The 18,026-nt window shown below is 78.1% G+C and carries 14 protein-coding genes; 11 read left to right on the top strand and 3 right to left on the bottom strand.

Going from position 1 to position 18,026, the window contains the following annotated elements:
* The first annotated feature begins 431 nt into the window (after positions 1-431).
* Positions 432-1,115, top strand: a complete 684-nt coding sequence (locus JIG38_RS12465; RefSeq protein WP_199424146.1) for a sensor histidine kinase — start codon at positions 432-434, stop codon at positions 1,113-1,115.
* An 86-nt stretch (positions 1,116-1,201) separates the two neighbouring features.
* A complete protein-coding gene (locus tag JIG38_RS12460) occupies positions 1,202-1,699 on the top strand; it encodes a pyridoxamine 5'-phosphate oxidase family protein (RefSeq protein ID WP_199424145.1) in 498 nt (165 codons plus the stop codon).
* On the opposite strand, the gene JIG38_RS12455 is transcribed toward JIG38_RS12460, so the two are convergent.
* Positions 1,641-2,639, bottom strand: coding sequence for a magnesium and cobalt transport protein CorA (locus JIG38_RS12455; protein WP_199424144.1), 999 nt, complete (start codon positions 2,637-2,639; stop codon positions 1,641-1,643). The genes JIG38_RS12460 and JIG38_RS12455 overlap by 59 nt on opposite strands.
* Before the next feature lie 11 nt (positions 2,640-2,650).
* Positions 2,651-3,559, bottom strand: a complete 909-nt coding sequence (locus tag JIG38_RS12450) for a universal stress protein (RefSeq protein ID WP_199424143.1) — start codon at positions 3,557-3,559, stop codon at positions 2,651-2,653.
* Positions 3,560-4,211: 652 nt separating this feature from the next.
* On the opposite strand from JIG38_RS12450, the gene JIG38_RS12445 reads away from it, so the two are divergent.
* The 4 genes from JIG38_RS12445 (at position 4,212) to JIG38_RS12430 (ending at position 9,829) form a co-directional block, all read left to right on the top strand.
* Positions 4,212-5,591 carry an MBL fold metallo-hydrolase RNA specificity domain-containing protein gene (locus JIG38_RS12445; RefSeq protein WP_199424142.1) on the top strand — a complete coding sequence of 460 codons (1,380 nt, stop codon included), beginning with the start codon at positions 4,212-4,214 and terminating at the stop codon, positions 5,589-5,591.
* 61 nt (positions 5,592-5,652) lie between these two features.
* Entirely contained in the window at positions 5,653-6,777 is a 1,125-nt protein-coding gene (locus tag JIG38_RS12440) for a DUF8744 domain-containing protein (protein WP_307844878.1), read from the top strand.
* Positions 6,774-9,392 (top strand): multicopper oxidase domain-containing protein, encoded by a 2,619-nt coding sequence (locus tag JIG38_RS12435; protein ID WP_199424141.1) that lies wholly within the window; start codon positions 6,774-6,776, stop codon positions 9,390-9,392. Before JIG38_RS12440 ends, JIG38_RS12435 begins: the two co-directional genes overlap by 4 nt.
* Positions 9,393-9,454: 62 nt before the next feature.
* Positions 9,455-9,829 (top strand): DUF2249 domain-containing protein, encoded by a 375-nt coding sequence (locus JIG38_RS12430; protein ID WP_199424140.1) that lies wholly within the window; start codon positions 9,455-9,457, stop codon positions 9,827-9,829.
* A 33-nt stretch (positions 9,830-9,862) separates the two neighbouring features.
* Here the strand turns inward: JIG38_RS12430 and JIG38_RS12425 are convergent, their stop codons facing one another.
* A complete protein-coding gene (locus JIG38_RS12425) occupies positions 9,863-10,636 on the bottom strand; it encodes an IclR family transcriptional regulator (RefSeq protein WP_199424139.1) in 774 nt (257 codons plus the stop codon).
* Positions 10,637-10,855: 219 nt separating this feature from the next.
* Between JIG38_RS12425 and hutH the strand changes: the two genes are divergently transcribed.
* The 5 genes from hutH to hutI all read left to right on the top strand — a co-directional run.
* Positions 10,856-12,460 carry a histidine ammonia-lyase gene (gene hutH / locus JIG38_RS12420; protein WP_199424138.1) on the top strand — a complete coding sequence of 535 codons (1,605 nt, stop codon included), beginning with the start codon at positions 10,856-10,858 and terminating at the stop codon, positions 12,458-12,460.
* Entirely contained in the window at positions 12,457-14,160 is a 1,704-nt protein-coding gene (gene hutU / locus JIG38_RS12415; protein WP_199424137.1) for a urocanate hydratase, read from the top strand. The genes hutH and hutU overlap by 4 nt, the downstream gene beginning before the upstream one ends.
* Entirely contained in the window at positions 14,157-15,437 is a 1,281-nt protein-coding gene (locus JIG38_RS12410; RefSeq protein ID WP_199424136.1) for an allantoate amidohydrolase, read from the top strand. The genes hutU and JIG38_RS12410 overlap by 4 nt, the downstream gene beginning before the upstream one ends.
* Positions 15,434-16,774, top strand: coding sequence for a formimidoylglutamate deiminase (locus JIG38_RS12405; RefSeq protein ID WP_199424135.1), 1,341 nt, complete (start codon positions 15,434-15,436; stop codon positions 16,772-16,774). The genes JIG38_RS12410 and JIG38_RS12405 overlap by 4 nt, the downstream gene beginning before the upstream one ends.
* A gap of 25 nt (positions 16,775-16,799) precedes the next feature.
* Positions 16,800-18,026: imidazolonepropionase (gene hutI, locus JIG38_RS12400; protein WP_199424134.1), on the top strand; the 1,227-nt coding region annotated here is incomplete at its 3' end.

Raw genomic sequence — 18,026 nt, 5'->3', positions numbered from 1 at the left:
GGGGCTCGTGGAGCGGTCGCACCGCCGCGAGGCGTGGCTCGAGGCGACGGTCGAGATCGAGCGCGCGCTCCTGGCCGGCCCGCCGCGCGGCGAGGCCCTGGGGACCATCGTGCGCCGGGCCCGCGAGCTCGCGCGCGCCGACGTCGTCCTGCTCGTGCTGCCGGTGGACCCGGACCACCTCGTGGTGGACGCGGCCGACGGCGACGGCGCGGACCTGCTGCGCGGCGTGGTCGTCGACCGCCGCCGGTCGCTCTCGGGCGCCGTGATGAGCGCCGACCGGCCCGAGGTGGTGGCCGACCTCGACGCGGACCCGCGCGCGGTGCCGCTGCCGGGCGACCGCCCGAAGGGACCGGCGCTCGTCGTGCCCATGTCCTCGAGCGGCGTCGTGCTCGGTCCGGCACCGGGGCGGCGAGCCCTTCGACCCGGCGGACGTGGAGCTCGTCGGGGCCTTCGCGCGCCACGCCACGCTCGCGCTCGAGCTCGCGACGGTCCAGGACCAGCGGCTGCGGCTTGCGGTCTACGAGGAGCGCGACCGCATCGCGCGCGACCTGCACGACGTGGTGATCCAGCGCCTCTTCGGCGCGGGCCTCACGGTCCAGAGCATGCTCCCGCGCCTGCCGGACGCCCTGCGCGACGGCGGCGAGCGCCTCGTCGACGAGCTCGACGAGGCGGTGCGCGAGCTGCGCACCGCGATCTTCGCGCTGCACCGCCCGGACGCCGACGGCGCCGGCCTGCGGGGACGCCTGCACGACCTCGTGCGCACGGTCTCCGCGCAGCTCGGTCACCGTCCGCGGCTGCGGCTCGTCGGGCCGCTCGACGCGCTCGTCGACGAGCACCTGGCCGACCACGTGCTCGCCGTCGTGGGGGAGGCGCTGACGAACGTCGCGCGGCACGCGCGCGCGGGCGCGACGTCGGTCCACGTCACGGCCGACGCGGGCGAGCTCGTCGTCGAGGTCACCGACGACGGCGTCGGCCTGCCCGACGTCGTCGACGCCGCGGGCGAGGGGCTGCGCAACCTGGCGTCGCGCGCCGCGGAGCTCGGCGGGACGTGCACCGTCGGGCGTCGTGCGGGCGGCGGGACCCGGGTGGAGTGGCGCGTGCCGCTGGCGCCGTGACCCCGCGTCCGGAGCCGTGACCTTCGTCCCCGCGTCGGGCCGTTTCGGCCCTGCCGTCCGGCCCGGCGCGCGACCACGCTCGGGGCGTGGAGGATCTGGGACGCCGGGCGCGGGGCCTGCCCGAGCCGCTCGAGCGCGGCGAGTGCCTCGCGCTGCTCGCGGGTGCGACCGTCGGCCGGCTCGTCCTCAGCCGCGGCGGTCTGCCGTTCGTGCTGCCGGTGCCCTTCGCGGTCGGCGAGGACGGCGTCCTCGTCCTCGTGCCCGCCGACCCCGAGCTCGTCGACCGTGTCGCCGACGCCGTCGTCGCGTTCGAGGCCGAGTCGCCGTCGACGACGGAGGGCCTCGGATGGTCGGTGAGCGTCGTGGGCACCGCCGAGCGCAGCGTCGACTCGGCGGGCGAGGTCCTGCGGATGCGGCACCACGGCGCGGTGTGCGGCGAGCTGGTGCGGATCCCGTTCGCGCTCGTCACGGGCCAGCTCCTCCCGATGGTCGACCCGCACCGGACGGCTGGGGGCACCGGCGAGGTCACAGCCAGCGGCGCCGCCGGAACACGGCGAAGAGGACCAGCGACGCCAGCACCATGAGCCCGACCGCCAGCGGGTAGCCCGACGACCACCGCAGCTCCGGCATGACGTCGAAGTTCATGCCGTAGACGGTGCCCACGACCGTGGGGGTGAAGAGGATCGCCGCCCAGGCCGAGATGCGCTTGATCTCCTCGTTCTGGCGCAGGCTCGCGCGCGTCAGCACCCGCATCTCGTCGTTCTGCCGCTCGACCACGATCGTGGCGTTCATCGCGGCGGCGTGCTCGAGCATGGCGCGGAGGGCGTCGAGGCGCTCGACCACGCGGGCGAGGTGCTCGCCGGCCTGCCGCAGGTACCGGCGGACCTCCTCGTCGCGGTCGGGGTCCGCGGTGAGCCGGACGACGATCTCCACGAGCGGGTGCGTCGCGCGCTGGAGCTCCATGACGTCGCGCAGCAGCGCGTAGATGCGCCGGGAGACGCTCGGGGAGGCCGAGAAGATCTCCTCCTCCACGTCGTCCACGTCGTCCTCGAGCCGCGTGGCGAGGGGCTGGTAGCCGTCGACGACCTCGAGCAGCACGGCGCACTCGACGGCGGCCGGGCCGCGCGCGAGCAGCGCGGGCGTCCCCGCGAGGCGCCGTCGCGCGCCGTCGAGGTCCACCGGCCCGTGGCGCACCGTGACGACGTAGCGCGGGCCGGTGAGCACGCTCAGCTCGGTGAGGGGTGCGACGTCGCGGCCCCGCGGCTCGGCCGCGGCCGGCAGCAGCGCGGTGAGGCGGACGCCGTCGTACCGCTCGGTCCGCGGTCGCGGGTGGGCGCGTGCGGTGTTGCCCGCGGCCAGGGGGTGCAGGTCGAGCAGGCCGCCGAGCGCCGCGAGGTCGGCCGCGGACGGGCGGTCGAGGTCGATCCAGACGAGGCCCTCGGACCGGCCGAGGGCGGCCACGGCGTCCGCCAGCTCGCACCGGCGCACCGGGCCGGCGCCGTCCCAGCGGGTCACCGTGGTCATGGGTCGCCCGCTCACGCCGCCCCGTGCGCGAGCACCTCCGCGTCGTGCTCGTGCAGGACCATGACCGGGCACGACGCGGAGCGCACCACCTCGGCCGAGACGCTGCCCACGAGCAGGCCGCGGAACCCGCCGGCCCCCCGCGAGCCGACGACCAGCAGGTGAGCCCCGCGCGCCACCTCGCACAACGCGGGCGCGGGCGCGTCGTCCACGAGCTCGAGGAGCACCTCGGTCCCCGGGTGCCGCGCCGTGAGCCGGTGCACGACCTCGCGCGCCGCGCGGTGGGTCGCGTCGCCCGAGTCGGCGGTGGCCAGGGGCGGGAGCGTGGGCCAGCCGGGCGCGTAGGGCGCCGCGACGTACGGCCGCGCGTGCACCACGACCAGGGGCGCACCGCGCAGGGCGGCCTCGTGCGCGGCGACGTCGGCCGCGACGAGCGAGGCCGCGGACCCGTCGACGCCCACGACGACCGGCGCGCCCGGGCGGGTCGGGGTCGGGTGCGCACCGCCGACGACGACCACGGGGCACCGGGAGTGGGCGGTGAGCTGCTCGGGCACGCTGCCCAGGCGCCGTCGGCCGCTGCCGCCCGTGGCGCCGAGGACCAGCAGGGACGCGTCGGCGCCCGCCTCCCGCAGCGTGGCGACCGCGGGTCCGTGCAGGAGCCTGCTGCGGACCGCCAGGCCGCGGTGCTCGACGCGGGCCGCGGCGACGGTCGCGTCGAGGTACGCGCGCGCGTCGGAGTCGAGGCGGACGTCGTCGAGGAAGGGCGTCATGCCCCAGGGCACGAGGTCGACCGGGTCCTGGTAGGCGCGGACGAGCACGGCGTCCGCACCGCGCAGCGCCGCCTCGTGCAGGCCCCAGGCGAGGGTGGTCGGGCTGTGGCTCGAGCCGTCGAGCGCCACGAGGACCGGTCCGTCGGCGCGCATCGTGCCCTCCCTCGTCGTCCGACCGGCGGCCGACAGGGCTGCCGGTGCTCCCAGTCTTCTCCGCGCCCGCGTCACCGCGCCCGGGCCCTTCGTCACCGGCTCCACCCGGTCGCGGGGACCTTCGCCCCTGGGCCCGCTCCACGCCGCGCGGCAGCGTGAAGACGGACGAGGCGGTCGCGGTGTCGACGGGCGGCAGCGTGAAGACGGACGAGGCGGTCGCGGTGTCGACGGGCGGCAGCGTGACGACGGACGAGGCGGTCGCGGTGTCGACGGGGCGGCAGCGTGACGACGGAGGAGGCGGTCGCGATGACGACACGCGCCGGCGACGCGGGAGGCTCCTCCGCGCGCCCCGTCCGGGACCCCGGGCTCGCCGCCGCCCGGTCGGCGAAGGCCCGCCTGCGCGCGCACCTCGAGGGCCGTCGCGGCGTGTGCGGCGTCGGCCTCGTCCGCACGGTCGGCGGCTGGGCGCTCCGCGTCGACGTCGAGGACGGCGCCTGCGCGGCCGGGTGCCGCCCGAGGTCGACGGCCTGCGGGTGCTCACGCGGGTCACGGGACGGCTGGCGCCGTGCCTCGGCGGGGACGACGCACCCGGCGCGGGCTCCGGCGCAGGCACGGGGACGGACGGTCGGGCACCGGCCCGGCGGGGTGGGGCATGGGCGACGACCCGACGGTCCTGACCCTCCTCGGCGGCGTGGGCACGGTCACCGGGAGCAAGACGCTGGTGACCCGTGGAGGGCGGCGCCTGCTCGTCGACTGCGGGATGTACCAGGGCGCGCGCGAGTGGCGACGCCTCAACTGGGAGCCCTTCCCGGTGCCGCCGCGCTCGGTCGACGAGGTCGTCGTCACCCACTGCCACCTCGACCACTGCGGCATGCTGCCCGTCCTCGTCCGGGACGGGTTCGACGGGCCCGTCCGGGCCACCCCGTGGACCGCCGAGCTCGCCGCGATCGTCCTGCGCGACAGCGCCCACCTGCACGAGCGCGACGCCGAGCAGGCGCGCGCGGGCGGCTGGTCGCGGCACGACCCGCCGCTGCCGCTCTACACCGTCGCCGACGCCGAGCGCGCGATCGAGCGGTTCGGGCCCGTCGCCTACGACGTCCCCGCCGACCTGGGCGGCGGGCTGGAGGCGGTCCTCGGCCGGGCCGGGCACGTGCTCGGGTCGGCGAGCGTGCTCGTGCGCGCCGGCGACGCGAGCGTCCTGTTCTCGGGGGACCTCGGCCGGCGGACGCACCCGGTGCTCCGGGCCCGCGCCGCGCCGCCCGCCGCGCGGACGGTGGTCCTCGAGTCGACCTACGGCGACCGCACGCACCCGGCCGCCGACGACGCGCACGAGGAGCTCGCCGACGCCGTCCGGCGCACGGTCGACCGCGGTGGCTCCGTGCTCGTCGCCGCGTTCGCCGTCGACCGGACGCCGCTGGTGCTGCACACCCTCACGGCGATGATCGACTCCGGACGCGTCCCGCGCGTGCCCGTGTACGTCGACAGCCCCATGGCGCTGCGGGCTCTGGACGTCTACCGCCGCGCGGCGGCCGACGGCGAGCTCACGGTCGACGTCGCGTCGATCGGGCGCCACCCGGCCGTGCACGAGGTCCCCGGGCCCGAGGAGTCGCGCGAGCTCAACGACCCGCTGCGCCCGTGCATCGTCGTCTCGGCGTCCGGCATGGCGTCCGGCGGGCGCGTCGTGCACCACCTCGAGCGCATGCTGCCGGACCGGCGGCACTGCGTCGTGCTCACCGGCTTCCAGGCACCGGGCACGCGGGGCCGCGCACTCGTCGAGGGGGTGCGCGAGGTCAAGGTGCGCGGCCGGTACGTGCGGGTGCGCGCCGAGGTGGTCCAGGACGAGGGCTTCTCGGTCCACGCGGACGCGGCCGAGCTCGTCGACTGGTTGCGCGCGATGCCGGAGCCGCCCCGGACCGTGCACGTCGTGCACGGCGAGCCCGCGGCCGCGGCGGCGCTCGCCGAGCGCGTGCGCGACGCGCTCGACTGCGCCGTGAGCGTGCCGCGCCCGGGGGAGCGGGTGCGGGTCGACTGACTGCGCTGCGCGGGACCAACGTCCCGGCGCCGCGCGGCGGCCGTTTTCTACGGTGGGGCGCGTGAGAACCCCGGGCCGGCTGTCGCTGCTGGCACTCGGGGGCCTGTGCCTGCTGGCCGGGCTCGACGCCGCCCTCCTCCTCCTGGGCCTGCCCGCGCCCGTGACCGCCGAGCGCCTGCCCGACGTGCACGGCCCGCTGCTCGTGCTCGGCTTCGTCGGCTGCGTCATCGCGCTCGAGCGAGCCGTCGCGCTGCGCCGCGCGTGGGCCCTCGCCGCGCCCGCGGCCCTCGGCGCCGGCGGCCTGACGACCCTCACGCCCCTGCCGCTCGCCGTCGGCGCGGGCGTCCTCGTGGCCGGGACCGCGGCGCTGCTCGCGACGTACGCGGCGCTGTGGCGCCGGCAGGGCTCCGGAGCGCTGGGGCTCCAGGTGCTCGGCGCGGTCCTCGCGGTCGGCGGCGCGCTCCTGTGGTGGGCCGGCGTGCCCGTGCCCGCGCTCCTGCCGTGGCTCGTGGGGTTCCTGGTGCTCACGATCGCGGGGGAGCGCCTCGAGCTCGCGCGCGTCGGGTTCCCGGGACCCGCCGCCGAGCGCGCGGTCGTGGTCGCAGGTGTGGCCGTCGCGGCCGGCGTCGTCATGACGCTCCTGCGCCCGGGCGCTGCGGCGCTGCTCGGCCTCGGGATCCTCGCGCTCACCGGCCTGCTCGTGCGGCACGACGTCGCCCGCCGCACCGTGCGCTCGACCGGCCTGCCGCGGTTCGTCGCGGTCGCCCTCCTCGCGGGCTACGCCTGGCTCGTCGTCGCGGGCGCGACCTGGGCACTGCTCGGGGACGTCCGCGAGGGGCCCGCGTACGACGCCGTCGTGCACGCGGTCTTCCTCGGGTTCACCCTCTCGATGATCATGGCGCACGCGCCCGTGATCCTGCCCGCCGTGCTCGGGGTCCGGCTGCCGTACCGCACCGCGATGCACGTCCCCGTCGCGCTGCTCCACGCCTCCCTGGTGCTCCGCGTCGTGGGCGGGGACCTGCGCGGCGAGGCGTGGGCGCTCGCGACGGGCGGGGCCCTCAACGTGGCAGCCGTGCTGGCGTTCGTGGGCGTCGCCGCCTGGTCGGGCCTCACCGCCCCGCGTGCCGCGCGGCCCGCCGCGGCCGGTCCGGCGCGCGCGCCCGAGCCCGCGGGGGTGGCGGGGTGAGGCAACGCTGGCACGTGCGGGTCAACGGCCTGGTGCTCGCGTGGGGCGCCGCGGCCGCCGTCGTCGCGGTGGCGCACCGGGCGGTGCCGGCCGCGCCGTGGCTCATGGTGCACCTGCTCCTCCTCGGCGCGGTGAGCAGCGCGATCCTCATCTGGAGCGCGCACTTCGCCGAGGCGGTCCGGCGGCGCCCTCTGCCAGGCGGGCCCCGCGGCCAGGCGCAGCGGCTGGGGCTCCACACGCTCGGGGCGCTGCTGGTCGTCGTCGGCCTGCTCGCCGGGCGGTGGCCCGTCGTCCTCGCGGGCGCCGTCGTCGTCGGGGTGGTGGCCGTGTGGCACGCCGGCGTGCTCGTGGACCAGGCGCGCGGTGCGCTGGGCGTCGGCCTGGGCTTCACCGCGTGGTACTTCGTCGCGGCCTCGCTGGCCATGGCCGTGGGCGCCGGGCTCGGCGCGTACCTGGCGCGGGCCGACCTCGCGGGCGACGCCGCGTCGCGCGCCTACGTCGCGCACGTGCTGGTCATGATGCTCGGCTGGGTGGGGCTCACCGTGGTCGGCACGATGACGACGCTGTGGCCGACGATGCTGCGCGTCCGGCTCGCGGACGACGCCCACGTCGCGGCGCGCCACGGGCTCGCCGTGCTCGTCGCCGGGCTCGCGCTCGTCCTCGCGGGCGCGGCCACGGGCGTGCGCCCGGCCACGGCCGCCGGCGTCGTCGTGTTCGGCGCCGGGCTGCTGCGCGTCTCCTGGCCCCTGCTGGTCGAGGCGCGGCGCCGCGCGCCCGACACCTTCGCCTCGCGCTCGGTCGGGGTCGCCTGGCTGTGGCTCGTCGGCGTGACGGCGTGGTGGGCGGCGCAGCTCCTCGCGGCCGACGGCTGGGCGCAGGCCCAGGTCCGCCTGGGCGGTGGCCTCGGCGCCCTCGTGGTCGGCTTCGCGGCCCAGGTGCTGGTCGGCGCGCTGTGCCACCTCGGCCCGATGGTGCTCGGCGGCGGCCCGTCCGCGGTCCGGGCGTCGCGCGCCGTCGTCGAGCGTGGCGGGGGCGCGCGCCTGACCCTGACCAACGGCGGCCTCCTCCTGTACCTCGCCACCGACGTCAGCCTGGTCCGCGTGGGCGCCTCGGTGCTCGTGCTCGCCGCGCTCGTGAGCACCCCGGTCCTCCTCGTCCGTGCCGCGGCGGCGGCCCGGAGGCACCGGCACCTGCCGCGCACCGGGCCGGCCGCGATGCCGCCGGTCGAGCTCCTCACGGCCCGGCGCACGCCCCACGGCCCCACGCTCGCCGCGGCCGCGGCGCTCGCGATCGTCGTCGCCGGCGGCGTCGCGGCCGACCCGGCGGCGGCGGGCATCGGTGCGGCGCCGACCGCGGGCGTGGCCGCGACGGGGCGCGTCGTCGAGGTCGAGGTCGAGGCGCGGGACATGCGGTTCTCGCCCGCGTCCGTGGAGCTGCAGGTCGGCGACAGCCTCGTGCTCGTCGTCACGAACGTCGACGACACGGTCCACGACCTCGTGCTCGACTCGGGCGCCACGACCGGACGGCTCGCGGCCGGGGAGACCGCGCGCGTCGACGTGGGCGTCGTCGGGCGCGACGTCGCCGGCTGGTGCTCCGTCGCGGGGCACCGGCAGATGGGCATGACCTTCGACGTCGTGGTGCTCGGGGGCGCCCCCGCGCCGGACGCCGCCGAGGAGGACGCCGGCGAGCGCGACCACCCGACCCACGACGACGCCGCCGCCGACGCGGCCGACGGGATGGACCTGCTCGGTGAGCCGGGCCCGGCGTTCGAGCCCGTGGACCCCGTGCTCGCTCCCGCGCCGGACGGGCGCATGCACCGCGTGACCCTCGAGGTGCAGGAGGTCGAGCGCGAGGTCGCGCCGGGCGTGACGCAGACGCTGTGGACCTTCGGCGGCTCGGCGCCCGGGCCGGTGCTGCGCGGCCGGGTCGGGGACACGTTCGAGATCACGCTCGTCAACGACGGCTCGATCGGGCACTCGATCGACTTCCACGCGGGCGCGCTCGCGCCCGACGAGCCGATGCGCACGATCGACCCGGGCGAGAGCCTCACCTACACGTTCACCGCGACGCGCTCGGGCGTCTGGATGTACCACTGCTCGACGATGCCGATGTCGCTGCACATCGCCAACGGGATGTTCGGCGCGGTCGTCATCGACCCGCCGGACCTGCCGGCCGTGGACCGCGAGTACCTGCTCGTCCAGTCCGAGCTCTACCTCGGCGAGCCCGGGGGCGTCGCCGACCCCGAGAAGATCGCGGCGGGCACCCCGGACGCGGTGGTGTTCAACGGCTACGCGAACCAGTACGACCACCTGCCGCTCGAGGCGCGCACGGGCGAGCGCGTCCGGATCTGGGTGCTCGACGCGGGTCCGAGCCGCGCCTCGTCGTTCCACGTCGTCGGCGGGCAGTTCGACACCGTCTACCTCGAGGGGGGCTGGACCCTCGGCGGCCCCGGCGCACCCGCCACGACGGGCGGCGCGCAGGTGCTGGGCCTCCTGCCCGCCGCGGGCGGCTTCGTCGAGCTGACGTTCCCCGAACCCGGCCACTACCCGGTGGTCTCGCACGTCATGGTCGACGCCGAGCGCGGTGCGCACGGCCACGTCCTGGTCACCGACTGACCGGCCCTCCGGCCGACCCACCTGCACGACACGTCTGCACGACACACCCGAGAGGCACCACGATGACCCTGAACGAGATCCCGCTCACCGACGTCTCCGCCCCGGCGCCCTCCGCCCCGCCCGCCGCCGGCGCGTGCGGCTGCGGGGGCTGCGGCTGCGCCGCCGACGGCCCCGGCGCGACCGGGGTCGGCAGGCTCGAGCCGGGCGATCTCGACGCGCGCGCGATCGACCGCTCCGAGCGGCACGCCCGCATCCTCGAGGCCGTCGCGGCGCTCGAGCCGGGCGAGGCCTTCGTGCTCGCCGTCGACCACGACCCGCAGCGCCTACGCCTCCAGCTCGAGGCCACGGAGCCGGGGCAGGTCGGCTGGACCTACCTCGCACAGGGCCCGGACCTGTGGCGCGTCGAGCTGCGCCGCGCCCCCGGCCACTGCTGCTGACGCGCGAGCCGCCGGCCTCCGGCCGGGCCCCGCTCAGCGCGGTCCGGCCCCCAGCCGGCGGCTGAGCTCGGCGGCCGCCCGCCCGGCGGCGGCGGCGAGGGCCGCGCGCTCGGGCTCGGGCACGTCCGCCGCGACGAAGGTCACCGCGATCCCGGCGACGGGACGCCCGGTGTGGTCGACGGCGGCGTGCGCGACCGACGCGAGGCCCGGCGTCACCTCGCCGTCCTCGGTGGCCCAGCCCCGCGCCCGGACGCCGCGCAGCACCGCGCGCAGCTCGCCCGGCGACCGTGGGCCCGTACCCGTGCGGTCCGCGAAGCTCGCCGGGCCCGGGAACAGCGCGCGGACCTGGGCGGCGGGCAGCCCCGCGAGGATGGCGCGACCGCTCGCGGTGAGGTGGCTCGGGAGGCTCACGTCGACGTCCGTCACCAGGGCCGGACGCCCCGGCGCGCGCTCCTCGACGAGGTAGAGCACCTCGCGGCCGTGCAGCACGGCCAGGTGGGCGCTCTGCCGCGTGCTGTCCACGAGGCGCGCGACGAGCGGCTGGCCGAGCCGCGTCAGCGGCGCCTGGCGCGCGTACGCCGAGCCGAGTCCGAGCGCGGCGAGCCCGAGGCCCCAGCGCCGGGCCTCGGGCAGGTGCGTCACGAACCCCTCCTCGGCGAGCACCGCGAGCAGGTGGTAGACCGTCGAGCGGGGCAGATCGAGCTCGCGCGCGATCGCGACGGCCGACGACGGGCCGGCGTGCGACGCGAGGTGGGCGAGCACGCGCACGGCGCTGCGCGCGGCCGGGACGTCGCTGCTCGCCCCCACGGCCCCTCCTCGTCCCGGCCCGCATCGCAGCCCGCCCGCGGGCGTCCCCGTCGAACGACCGCCCCCACGCCCCCACGCGCAGGACCCGGATCCACGCCGAGGGCCCCGTCCGTCGTCGCGGCCCGGGAGCCGGGGTGACGCGCTCCGGTGTCTGGGATCTCAGACAGTAGTCGTGCGCGCGGCCTTCCGGGCGCCCGGGGCCAGGTGTCTGATGACCGCATGGCCGAGCCCTCGCCCGGCGCCGTGGCGACGACGCCACCGCCGCACGCCGTCGTCCTCACGGGCGCGCCCCTGACGCTCGCCGACGTCGTCGCCGTCGCGCGTGACGACGCACCGGTGCACGTCGGGCCCGCGGCCGTCGCCGCGATGCGTGCGAGCCGCGCGGTCGTCGAGGCCCTCGCGGACGACGTGGTGCCGCACTACGGGATCTCGACGGGGTTCGGCGCCCTCGCCCGGCGGCACATCCCGGCCGCCCGGCGCGCGGACCTCCAGCGGAGCCTCGTGCGCTCGCACGCCGCAGGCTCCGGGCCCGAGGTCGAGCGCGAGGTCGTGCGTGCGCTCGTCCTCCTGCGCCTCGCGACGCTCACGACGGGCCGCACGGGCGTGCGCCCCGTCGTCGCCCGGACGTACGCGGCGATGCTCGACGCCGGCCTCACGCCCGTCGTGCCCGAGCACGGCTCGCTCGGCTGCTCCGGTGACCTCGCGCCGCTCGCCCACGTCGCGCTCGCCGCGACGGGTGAGGGCGAGGTCCGTGACCGGCACGGGGCGCTGCACCCCGCGGCCGAGGCGCTCGCCGCGGCCGGCATCGAGCCCCTCGTGCTCGCGGAGAAGGAGGGCCTGGCGCTCATCAACGGTACGGACGGCATGCTCGGCATGCTCGCCCTCGCGCTGCACGACGTCGCCACGCTGCTCACCACCGCGGACGTCGCGGCCGCGATGAGCGTCGAGGCGCTGCTCGGCACCGACGCGGCGTTCGCCGGGGACCTCGTCGCGCTGCGCCCCCACCCGGGGCAGGCGGCGTCGGCGACGAACCTGCGCCGCCTCCTCGCGGGGTCGCAGGTCATGGCCAGCCACCGGACGCTCACCGAGGCCGGCGAGCTCGCCTGCACCCGCGTCCAGGACGCCTACTCGCTGCGGTGCGCGCCCCAGGTGCACGGCGCCGCGCGGGACACCGTCGAGCACGCGCGGCTCGTCGCGACGCGCGAGCTCGCGTCGGCCATCGACAACCCGGTCGTGACGCGCGACGGGCGGGTCGAGTCCAATGGCAACTTCCACGGCGCCCCGGTCGCGTACGTGCTGGACTTCCTCGCGATCGCCGTCGCCGACCTCGCGAGCATGAGCGAGCGACGCACCGACCGCCTGCTCGACCCGGCGCGCAGCGACGGCCTGCCGCCGTTCCTCGCCGACGACCCGGGCGTCGACTCGGGCCTCATGATCGCCCAGTACACCGCGGCGGGGGTCGTGAGCGAGCTCAAGCGCCTCGCCGCGCCCGCGAGCGTGGACTCCATCCCGTCGTCGGCGATGCAGGAGGACCACGTGTCGATGGGCTGGCACGCGGCCCGCAAGCTGCGGCACGCGGTCGACGGCCTCACGCGCGTGGTCGCCGTCGAGGTGCTGACGGCGGCGCGCGCGCTGGACCTGCGCTGCGCGGGTGGGCTGCGGCCCGCGCCGGGGACGGAGGCCGTGCGGGCGCTCGTCCGGGCCCACGTCGCCGGGCCGGGCCCGGACCGCTACCTCGCTCCCGAGCTCGAGGCCGTCGTCGGGCTCGTCCGAACCGGGGCGGTCCGCGCCGCCGCCGACGCCGCCGCCGGACCCCTCGCATGAGCGACCGACCCGAGGAGAGCCCCGTGACCACCGCGCCGCCCGCAGCGCCCACCGTCCGTGCCGCGCGCGGGACCACCCTGACCGCGCGCTCGTGGCAGACCGAGGCCCCGCTGCGGATGCTCATGAACAACCTCGACCCGGACGTGGCCGAACGCCCCGAGGACCTCGTCGTCTACGGCGGGACCGGCCGTGCGGCGCGGGACTGGCCGAGCTACCACGCGATCGTGCGGACCCTGACGACCCTTGCGGACGACGAGACGCTGCTCGTCCAGTCCGGGCGACCCGTGGGCGTGCTGCGGACGCACGAGTGGGCGCCACGCGTGCTCCTCGCGAACGCGAACCTCGTCGGCGACTGGGCGACGTGGCCCGAGTTCCGCCGCCTCGAGCACCTCGGCCTGACGATGTACGGCCAGATGACCGCCGGCTCGTGGATCTACATCGGCACGCAGGGCATCCTCCAGGGCACGTACGAGACGCTCGCGGCCGTCGCGGCGCAGCGCTTCGGCGGGACGCTCGCCGGCACGCTGACCGTCACGGGCGGGTGCGGCGGCATGGGCGGGGCGCAGCCCCTCGCCGTGACCCTCAACGGCGGCGCGTGCCTCGTCGTCGACGTCGACGCGACGCGCCTCGCACGCCGGGTCCGCGACCGCTACCTCGACGTCGTGGCGGCCGACCTCGACGACGCGGTCGCGCGCGTCACGGCCGCGCGGGCCGCCCGGCAGGCCCTCTCCGTCGGCCTCGTCGGCAACGCGGCCGAGGTGCTGCCCGAGCTCCTGCGGCGCGGCGTCGAGGCCGACGTCGTCACCGACCAGACGTCCGCGCACGACCCGCTCGCGTACCTGCCCGTCGGCGTGGGCGTCGACGAGTGGCGTGCCTACGCCGCCGCGAGGCCCGACGAGTTCACCGAGCGCGCCCGCGGGTCGATGGCGCAGCACGTCGAGGCGATGCTCGGCTACCGCGCCGCCGGCGCCGAGGTCTTCGACTACGGCAACTCGATCCGGGCCGAGGCGCTGCTCGGCGGCTGCGCGCGGGCCTTCGAGATCCCGGGCTTCGTCCCCGCCTACATCCGGCCGCTCTTCGCCCAGGGCAAGGGCCCGTTCCGCTGGGCCGCCCTGTCGGGCGACCCGCGGGACATCGACGTCACCGACCGGGCGGTGCTCGACCTGTTCGGCGAGGACGAGCACCTCGCGCGCTGGATCCGCGCCGCGCGCGAGCGGGTCGCGCTCCAGGGACTGCCTGCGCGGATCTGCTGGCTCGGGCACGGCGAGCGCGACCGCGCGGGCCTGCGGTTCAACGAGCTCGTCGCGGCCGGCGAGGTCGCCGCGCCGATCGTCATCGGCCGGGACCACCTCGACGCCGGGTCCGTCGCGTCGCCCTACCGCGAGACCGAGGCGATGGCGGACGGGTCGGACGCGATCGCCGACTGGCCGCTGCTCAACGCCCTCGTGAGCACGGCGTCCGGCGCGACGTGGGTCTCGGTCCACCACGGCGGCGGCGTCGGCATCGGCCGCTCGCTCCACGCCGGCCAGGTCACGGTCGCCGACGGCACGGAGCTCGCCGCGGCCAAGCTCGAGCGGGTCCTGACGAACGACCCCGCGACGGGCGTGCTGCGGCACGCCGACGCGGGCTACGAGGACGCGATCCGCACCGCCGACGCGCACGGCGTGCGCCGGCCGATGGCCGAGGGCGACGGCGCATGACGTCGGGTCCCACGGGGCGGACGGGGCCCACGGGGCCGACGGGGCCACCGCCCGGCGTCGGCGCGCGCACGCTCGACCGGCTCACGGCCGACCTGGCCGACGTCGGCCGCGCGCCGGGAGGCGGCTACGCGCGGTCCGCGTGGACGCCCGTGGACCACGAGCTGCGGGCGTGGTTCGTCGAGCAGGCGCAGGTCCGCGGCCTGGACGTCGTCGTCGACCGCGCGGGGAACCTCTGGGCGTGGTGGGGCGACCCGGACGCCCAGGGCCCGGGCGTGGTGACGGGATCGCACCTCGACTCGGTGCCGGGCGGCGGCGCGTTCGACGGGCCGCTCGGCGTCGTCAGCGCGTTCGCGGCGGTCGACGCGCTCCGGGCCGCGGGCCTCGCGCCGCGCGTCCCTGTCGGCGTCGTCTGCTTCGCCGACGAGGAGGGCGCCCGGTTCGGGCTCGCGTGCACCGGCTCGCGCGTGCTCACGGGCGCGCTCGCGCCGGACCGCGCGCTCCCGCTCACCGACGCCGACGGCACGAGCCTCGCCGACGCCCTGCGGTCCGCGGGCCGTCCGCCCCTCGCGGCCGACCCCGAGGCGCTCGCGCGCGTCGGGGCGTTCGTCGAGCTCCACGTCGAGCAGGGCCGGGCGCTCGCCGACCACGAGGACCGCACCGGCGTGCGCGCGCCCGTCGCCGTCGGCTCCGGCATCTGGCCGCACGGCCGCTGGCGCGTCGACCTGCACGGCCGCGCCGACCACGCCGGGACGACGCCCATGGACCGCCGGTCCGACCCCGTCCTCGACCTCGCCGACCTCGTGGTGCGCACGCGCGACGCGGCCGTGCGCGCCGGTGCGCTCGCGACCGTCGGCAAGGTCCTCGTCGAGCCCGGCGGCGTCAACGCCATCGCCTCGCGCGTCCGCGCGTGGGTCGACGCGCGCGCGCCGCACGAGGAGCAGGTGCACGAGGTCCTCGCGGCGCTCGCCGACCTCGCGCCGCGGCGCGAGTCGTGGACGCCGGCGACGTCGTTCGACGCCGACCTCGCGGCGCGGGTCGCCCGGGTCGTCGGCGTCGAGTCGGGCCTGGCCGGCGCCGCGCCCGTGGTCGCGACCGGCGCGGGCCACGACGCGGGCGTGCTCGCCGTCGCCGGCGTGCCGGTCGCCATGCTCTTCGTCCGCAACCCCACGGGCGTCTCGCACTCGCCGGAGGAGCACGCCGAGCGCGACGACTGCGTCGCGGGGGTCGCCGCGCTCACGGCGGTGCTCGGCGACCTCGCGGCCGGGGACGGCACGTGAGCGGCGCCGGCGCCTCCTCCTACTGGTGCCCGCAGGCGTGGCTCGGCGCCGCACCGGTGGCGCGCCTCCGGGTCGCGGTCGCCGACGGGCGCGTCGTCGCCCTCACGCCGGGGACCGACCCGGTGCCGGGCGACGTCGTGCTCCCCGGGGTCGTCCTGCCGGGGCTCGCGAACGCCCACTCGCACGCCTTCCACCGCGCCCTGCGCGGCCGCGGCGGCGCCGGCGGCGGCGACTTCTGGACCTGGCGCCGGGCGATGTACGCCCTCGCGGCGGCGCTCGACCCGGACGCGTGCCACGCGATCGCCCGCGCGGTGTACGCGGAGATGGCCCTCGCCGGCGTCACGGGCGTCGGCGAGATGCACTACGTCCACCACGCGCCCGACGGCCGGCCGTACGCCGACCCCAACGCCATGGCCGACGCGCTGCGCGCCGCGGCCCGGGAGGCCGGCGTCCGGCTCACCCTCCTGGACACCTGCTACCTCGCGGGCGGCGTCGGGCGCGACCTCGAGGGCGTGCAGCGCCGGTTCGGCGACGGCGACGCAGGACGCTGGGCCGAGCGCGTGGACCTGCTCCGCGACGACGACGGCTTCCGGGTCGGGGCGGCCGTGCACTCGGTGCGCGCCGTGCCCCGCGACCAGGTGCCCACCGTCGTGGCGTGGGCCCGCGGGCGCGGCGCACCCCTGCACGCCCACGTGTCCGAGCAGCGCGCCGAGGACGAGGAGGTCCTCGCCGCGCACGGCCTGACGCCGACCCGGCTGCTCGAGGACGCGGGCTTCCTCGGCCCCGCGAGCACCGTCGTCCACGCGGTCCACGTGATGCCGGCCGACGTCGAGCGGATCGGCGCGAGCCGCACGACGACGTGCCTGTGCCCGACCACCGAGCGCGACCTCGCCGACGGCCTCGCGCCGGGCGGCGCGCTGCGCGACGCGGGCAGCCCGGTGTGCGTCGGCACCGACCAGCACGTCGAGGTCGACGTCCTCGCGGAGGCGCGCGCGGTCGAGATGCACGAGCGCCTCGCGACGGGCCGCCGCGGGTCGTTCACGCCCGGCGAGCTCGTGACGGCGGCGACCGCTGCGGGCCACGCGTCGATCGGCTGGCCGGACGCGGGCACGCTCGCCGTCGGCGCGCGCGCCGACCTCGTCGCGGTCCGGACGGACACCGTGCGCACGGTGGGAGCCGATCCCGCGCAGCTCGCCCTGGTCGCCACCGCGGCCGACGTGGACACCGTGGTCGTCGACGGCGCGGTCGTGGTGCGGGGAGGCGCGCACCGGCTGGGCGACGTCGCGGGCCTGCTCGGGCGCGCCGTCGCCGACCTGCAGGCCCGGGTGGACCGATGAGCGTGGGCGCCCCGGGAGGCCGACCGTGACCGCGACCGTGTGGACGGGCATCGCCGAGCTCGTGACGAACGACCCCGCGCGCGGCGGGCTGCTCGGCCTCGTCGCCGACGCGGCCGTCGTCGTCGAGGACGGGCTCGTGCGGTGGGTCGGTACCGCGTCGGGCGCGCCGCCGGTCGACACCCGGGTCGACGTCGGGGGCCGTGCGGTGCTCCCGGGCTTCGTCGACAGCCACACCCACGCCGTCTTCGCGGGCGACCGGGCGGGCGAGTTCGAGGCGCGGATGGCGGGGGAGCCGTACACGGGCGGCGGCATCGCGTCGACCGTGGCCGCGACGCGCGCGGCGGACGACACCACCCTGCGCGCGCGCCTCGCCGCGCTCGTCGCCGAGATGCGTGCGCAGGGCACGACCACGGTCGAGGTCAAGAGCGGGTACGGGCTCACGGTCGACGACGAGGCCCGCCTCCTCCGGCTCGCGCGCGAGGTCACGCCGGAGACGACGTTCCTCGGCGCCCACGTCGTGCCGCCCGAGCACCGCGGGACCCCGGGCGACCGCGCCGCCTACCTCGACCTCGTCACGGGCCCGATGCTCGCCGCGTGCGCGCCCCACGCGCGCTGGGTGGACGTCTTCTGCGAGCCCGCGGCGCCCACGGCGCTCACGGAGGACGAGGCGCGTGCGGTGCTCCGCGCCGGGACGGCCGCCGGTCTCCTCGCGCGCGTGCACGGCAACCAGCTCGGTCCCGGGCCCGGGGTGCGCCTCGCCGTCGAGCTCGGTGCCGCGAGCGTGGACCACTGCACCCACCTCACCGCCGCCGACGTCGACGCCCTGAGCGGCTCCGCGACCGTGGCCACGCTGCTCCCGGGCGTCGAGTTCAGCACGCGCTCGCCCTACCCCGACGCCGCGCGGCTGCTCGCCGCCGGCGTGACCGTGGCGCTCGCCACCGACTGCAACCCGGGGACGTGCTGCTCGACGTCGATGCCGTTCGTCGTCGCCCTCGCGGTGCGCGAGATGGGGCTGACGTCCGCGCAGGCGGTCTGGTCGGCGACCGCGGGCGGTGCGCGCGCGCTGCTGCGGGACGACGTCGGCGTCGTCGTGCCCGGCGCGCGCGCGGACCTCGCGGTGCTCGACGCGCCGTCATACCAGCACCTCGCGTACCGCCCGGGCGTGCCGCTCGCCCGGACGCTGACGGCGGCGGGGCCGCCCGGCGGCCGCCCCGCCCGCCCGCCCCGGCCCCCCCCCCCCCCGGGCCCCACC

Origin of the sequence: Actinotalea solisilvae (assembly GCF_016464425.1) — a bacterium.
GTDB lineage: Bacteria > Actinomycetota > Actinomycetes > Actinomycetales > Cellulomonadaceae > Actinotalea > Actinotalea solisilvae.
The sequence above is the reverse complement of the archived record's forward strand: the minus strand, read 5'-3'. Positions and strand labels throughout refer to the sequence as shown.

What these genes read in the sequence shown, in the direction of transcription:
- JIG38_RS12430 (WP_199424140.1), top strand. Translation starts at nt 9,455, where the DNA reads ATGACCCTGAACGAGATCCCGCTCACCGACGTCTCCGCCCCGGCGCCC.
- JIG38_RS12450 (WP_199424143.1), bottom strand. Translation starts at nt 3,559, where the DNA reads ATGCGCGCCGACGGACCGGTCCTCGTGGCGCTCGACGGCTCGAGCCAC.
- hutU (WP_199424137.1), top strand. Translation starts at nt 12,457, where the DNA reads ATGAGCGACCGACCCGAGGAGAGCCCCGTGACCACCGCGCCGCCCGCA.
- JIG38_RS12455 (WP_199424144.1), bottom strand. Translation starts at nt 2,639, where the DNA reads ATGACCACGGTGACCCGCTGGGACGGCGCCGGCCCGGTGCGCCGGTGC.
- hutH (WP_199424138.1), top strand. Translation starts at nt 10,856, where the DNA reads ATGGCCGAGCCCTCGCCCGGCGCCGTGGCGACGACGCCACCGCCGCAC.
- JIG38_RS12410 (WP_199424136.1), top strand. Translation starts at nt 14,157, where the DNA reads ATGACGTCGGGTCCCACGGGGCGGACGGGGCCCACGGGGCCGACGGGG.
- JIG38_RS12445 (WP_199424142.1), top strand. Translation starts at nt 4,212, where the DNA reads ATGGGCGACGACCCGACGGTCCTGACCCTCCTCGGCGGCGTGGGCACG.